Source organism: uncultured Aquincola sp., assembly GCF_964001545.1.
Lineage (GTDB): Bacteria > Pseudomonadota > Gammaproteobacteria > Burkholderiales > Burkholderiaceae_C > Aquincola.
This window is the reverse complement of the sequence record NZ_CAXFDV010000622.1, coordinates 1-4,657: the sequence shown is the minus strand read 5'-3', so window position 1 is coordinate 4,657 and position 4,657 is coordinate 1. Positions and strand designations below refer to the sequence as shown.

Here is a 4,657-nt window from a genome sequence, read left to right as displayed (position 1 = left end):
GACGGTCTTGCCCTTCGACAAGCCGGCCGCGACGCCGCCCTCGCCGAACAGCACCTTCTCCACGTCGGGCGTGTCGGGCACCATCAAAAAGACGATGTCGGCCTTCTGCGCCACTTCGGTGGCATTGGCGCAGGCCACGGCGCCGGCTTCGGCCAGCACCGCCGGCACGCTGCTGCGGGTGTGCACGTACAGCTCATGGCCGGCCGCGCGCAGGTGGCCCGCCATCGGCGTGCCCATGATGCCCAGGCCGATGAATCCGAGTTTCATGACGATGATCCTTTGGTGTGGGATGGGATGAAGAAACGTGTCAGTAGCCGCCGGTCTGGCTGGGCGAGGCGCTGCCGGCGCGCATGCGCGCCAGCGTCTCCTGCGCGCCGGCGGCCATCAGCCGCGCGTCGGAGCTGACGGTGACGAAGTCGAAGCCCTTGGCGATGCGGCCCAGCGCCACATCGGTGCGGCCGTTGTGGATGCCGGCCCGCAGCCCGTGGGCCTTGGCTCGCGCCAGGATGTGGTCGATGGCCTGCGACACCAGCGGGTCCACGTCGTCGAACACCGGCTTGCAGCCCAGCGCCAGCGACAGGTCAGAGGGGCCGATGTAGATGGCGTCCAGGCCTTCCACCGACAGGATGTCGTCCAGGTGGTCCAGCGCCTGCGCGGTTTCGATCATCGCGAAGGTGACGATGGTGTCGTTGGCCTTGTCGGCATAGTCGGGGCCGCCGTACAGCAGCGCCCGCACCGGGCCGAAGCTGCGGGTGCCACGCGGCGCATAGTGGGTCCAGGCCACCAGGTTCTGCGCGTCCTGCCGGCTGTTGATCATCGGGCAGATGACGCCGTAGGCGCCGGCGTCCAGCGTCTTCATCAGGATGCCGGCTTCCAGCCAGGGCACACGCACCACCGGCACCGTGGGCGTGGTGGAAATGGCCTGCAGCATGCCCACCATGGCTTGGTAGTCCACCACGCCGTGCTGCAGGTCGATGGTGAGCGTGTCCCAGCCCTGGTGGGCCATGGTCTCGGCCGAGAAGCTGTTGGGAATGGCCAGCCAGCCGTTGACGGCGGCCTTGCCTTCGGCCCACAACGATCGCAAGCGGTTTTCTCTCATCGCGCCCTCCGGGGGGTGTGGTCAGTCGAGCTTGACGTTGCCTTGCGCCACCACGGTGGCCCAGTGCTTGCGCTCGCGCTCGAAGAAGCTGCTGAACTCGGTCGGGGTCATGGTGTAGACCTCGGCGCCCTGGGCCGTCAGGCGCTGGCGCACTTCGGGCGAGCGGATGATGCGGGTGAGTTCGGCGTTGAGCTTGTCGACCACCGCGGGCGGTGTGCCGGCCGGCACCAGGATGCCTTGCCAGGTGCCCGACTCGAAGCCCTTGACGCCCTGCTCGGCGATGGTGGGCACGTCGGGCAGCAGCGGCACGCGGGTGGCCTTGCTCACGCCCAGCACCTTGAGCTTGCCCGACTGCACGAAGGGCAGCGTGGCCAGCATGCCGTTCATCACCACCTGGGTCTGGCCGGCGACGGTGTCGCTCAGCGCCTGCGAGCCGCCCTTGTACGGGATGTACTGCCACTTCGCCTGGGTGGCCTTTTCCACCGCCACGCCGGCCAGGTGCGGCGCGCTGCCGATGGCGGTGATGGCGAAGTCCATCGGGCCGGCCTTGGACTGCGCCACCAGCTCCTTCAGGTTGTTGGCCTTGACCGACGGATGCACCACCAGCAGGTGGGGCGAATAGGCCAGCATGGTCACGCCCTTCAAGTCCTTGGAAGGATTGAAGGGCAGCTTGGTGTAGACCGAGGGGCTGATGGACAGCGCGCCCACGTCGCACATCAGCAGTGTGTAGCCGTCGGCCGGCGCCTTGGCCACCATGTCGCTGCCGGTGTTGCCGTTGGCACCCGGCTTGTTTTCCACGATCACCGTCTGCTTCAGCGCCTCCTGCAGCGGCTGGCTGATGATGCGGGCGATGATGTCCGACGAGCCACCCGGGGTGTAGGGCACCACGATGCGGATCGGCTTGCTGGGCCAGGTGTCGGCCTGGGCGCCGGCCAGGCCGGTGGCGGCCAGCAGGCCGAGGGCGGCCGTGGCCTTGAGCAAGCGTCGGGTGGTGTACTGCATCGCGGGTCTCCGGTCGGCGGCCCTGCGGCGCGCCTGGGTTGGCTAACGGGGAAGTGCCTAGCCCCGCTCGGCCAGCGCCGTGGCCCGGCGTCGGCGTTCGCGGCTGTTGGCCAGGTGGGTGCGCATCGCGGCCCGGGCCCCTTCGGGGTCCTGGTGGACGATGGCGTCGTAGATGCTTTCGTGCTCGCCGTTGACGCGGCGCAGGTATTCGCGGCGCTCGGCGTCCATCACGTCGGCACCGTTGAGGCGGGCGCGCGGAATGATCATCGCGCCCAGGTAGTTCATCAGCCCGATGAAGTGGGTGTTCTGCGTGGCCCGCGCGATTTCCACATGGAACTGGAAGTCGGGGCCCACGGTGTCGCCGTCTTCTTCCAGCGCCTTGGCAAAGGCGTCCAGCGCCTGCCGCATCACGGCCAGGTTGTCGGGCGTGCGGCGCAGCGCGGCCAGGCCGCAGGCCTCGGTTTCCATGCCGATGCGCAGCTCCAGCAGCGCGATCACGTCGCGCAGCGTGCCCAGCTGTTCGCGGTCGATGCGGAAGGGCTCGGCCTCGTCGCCCACGCCGCGCACGAAGGTGCCGATGCCGTGGCGCGTTTCCACCAGGCCCGAGGCCTGCAGCTTGGAAATCGCCTCGCGCACCACGGTGCGGCTGACGCCGAACTCGCCCATGATGGCCGCCTCGGTGGGCAGCTTGTCGCCCACCTTGAGCTGGCCTTCGCGGATGCGCTCGCCCAGCGCGTCCACCAGCTCCAGGGCCAGGGTGCGGGGGCGGCGGCGCACCACCGCGCCATCGGCAGCAGGCAGGGCCGCAGCCACCGGTTGAGGGACCGCAGGGGGCGAAGGCAAGGTCGGTTTCACAGGGCGCATTCTGGTTGGTTGTACGACAACCGACAACGCTGGTTTCTACGTAGCGCCGTCGGCCGTGCGTGCACCCTACTTCACCGGCGCCACGAATGCGATCAACTTGCCCAGGTTGGCCACGAAATCGGCCGTGTTGATGCCCAGCGGACGGTCTTTCTTGACGTAGGGCTCCACCAGCGGCGGGTCCTGCGGGTCGTAGGGCGAGGTGTCGTAGATGTCGCCCACGTGCTTGCTGCGGTAGGCGGTGCCGGCGTATTCGGCGGCCGGGCCGTCGCCACGGTAGGGGTTGGTCACCTGGGCCAGCGGCGTGAGCCAGTGGTTCTTGCTGCCCAGGTCGGCCACCAGCTTGGCGGCGTCGGCTTCGCTCACCGTCGGGCTGGTCATCACCGCGCCGGTCATCAGGTCGGGGAAGTCCACCTCGCGCAGCGAGAAGTACTTGGGCAGCGCGCCGGCGGTGGTCACCTTCAGCGGTGAGCGGGCGGCCATCTCGGCCACGGCCGCGTCGCTCATGCCGGCCAACTCGTCGTAGGTGCGCTGCAGCCCGGCGATGTTGATGTTGCGGCCGGCCGAGTAGTGGCTGGGCGTGTTGCGGTGGTCGTGGTCGACGTAGTAGGCACCGTTGTGGATGTTGCTGCCGTAGCGGTGCACGAAGCGACCGACGTTGGTGCCCAGCTCGATGAAGGTGGGGTGCGTGCGGCCGCTCAGCAGCGGGTTGTCGGCGATCTGCTGGGCGGTGAGGGCGCAGGTCTGCAGCCAGGCGATGGCCTCGGGCACGCGCGCCAGGTAGCTACGGTCGCCGGTGATGCGGAAGTAGTTGAACAGCTGCTGGATGTTGGTCTGCGTGGTGTGCGTGGCCAGGGCGCGCGGCTCGTAGCTGCGGGCACCGGCCGGTGAGCCGGCCGGGCGGCCGCCCTGGTCGGTGGCCAGGTGCTGCAGGCCCCAGCCGGCCTGCGGCCCGGGCTGCTGCAGCCGGCGCAGGCACTCCATCGCGCGCTGGCTGGGCGCCACCAGCTCGGTGCGGCCCAGGCCCTTGACGCACAGCAGCAGGAACTTGATGTTTTCGCCGGCCACGTCGTCGTTGAAGGTCACGTGGCGGGTGTAGTCGCCGTCTTCCATGCCCTGGGTGGCGCCCGCCGGCAGCAGCTGCGGGTTGGGCCGCGACATGCTGCTGATGGCGTTGGCCACCGGAAAGCGCTGCGGCCAGCCGCCGTCGGCCACGCCGCCGCTGAACTGCGCCGCCAGCACGAAGCCGATGGCCTTGTCGACCGAGGCCTGGAAGCGCGGGTCCTTCTTCTCGAGGTACATGCGCAGCATGAACTGCGACGACACCGCGGTGCCGGCGTCGTCGAAGGTGGCGTTGCCGTAGTAGTGCTGGAACTCTTCCAGCCGCCAGCCGTTGGCGCCGATGGTGTCGTACCAGTGGCTCAGCGAGTCTTCACCCGCGAAGTCGTAGATGTAGTTCCAGCCGCCCGAGGGATGCTGGGCCTGCACCAGCGCCAGCGCGGTGCGCTCGGCGGCGGTGTAGAAGGTCTCGTCGCCGGTGGCGTGGTAGGCGTCCAGCAGCGCATGGCCGGCGGTCGGCGTGCCGGGCGGCTGGATCCAGCACATGCTGCGCTTGGCCTCCATCTCGCCCCAGGTGATGCTGAGGTCGGGCAGGTACTGCCACACATAGCCGCCGCGGTACGACACGGTCTGGTC

The 4,657-nt window shown here is 69.1% G+C and carries 5 protein-coding genes; all 5 read right to left on the bottom strand.

Going from position 1 to position 4,657, the window contains the following annotated elements; genetic code table 11:
* A partial coding sequence (locus ABNT58_RS21690) for an NAD(P)-binding domain-containing protein (RefSeq protein ID WP_348755486.1) occupies positions 1-276 on the bottom strand: 276 nt, incomplete at its 3' end.
* 31 nt (positions 277-307) lie between these two features.
* Positions 308-1,099: an aldolase/citrate lyase family protein gene (locus tag ABNT58_RS21685; protein WP_348755484.1), complete on the bottom strand. Its 792-nt coding sequence runs from the start codon at positions 1,097-1,099 to the stop codon at positions 308-310.
* A gap of 21 nt (positions 1,100-1,120) precedes the next feature.
* A complete protein-coding gene (locus ABNT58_RS21680) occupies positions 1,121-2,101 on the bottom strand; it encodes a tripartite tricarboxylate transporter substrate binding protein (protein ID WP_348755483.1) in 981 nt (326 codons plus the stop codon).
* A gap of 57 nt (positions 2,102-2,158) precedes the next feature.
* On the bottom strand, positions 2,159-2,857 hold the full coding sequence (locus ABNT58_RS21675) for a FadR/GntR family transcriptional regulator (RefSeq protein ID WP_348755485.1): 699 nt from the start codon (positions 2,855-2,857) through the stop codon (positions 2,159-2,161).
* Between the two features lie 174 nt (positions 2,858-3,031).
* Positions 3,032-4,657, bottom strand: a 1,626-nt coding sequence (locus ABNT58_RS21670) for a pectate lyase (protein ID WP_348755482.1), incomplete at its 5' end; no start/stop codon positions are given.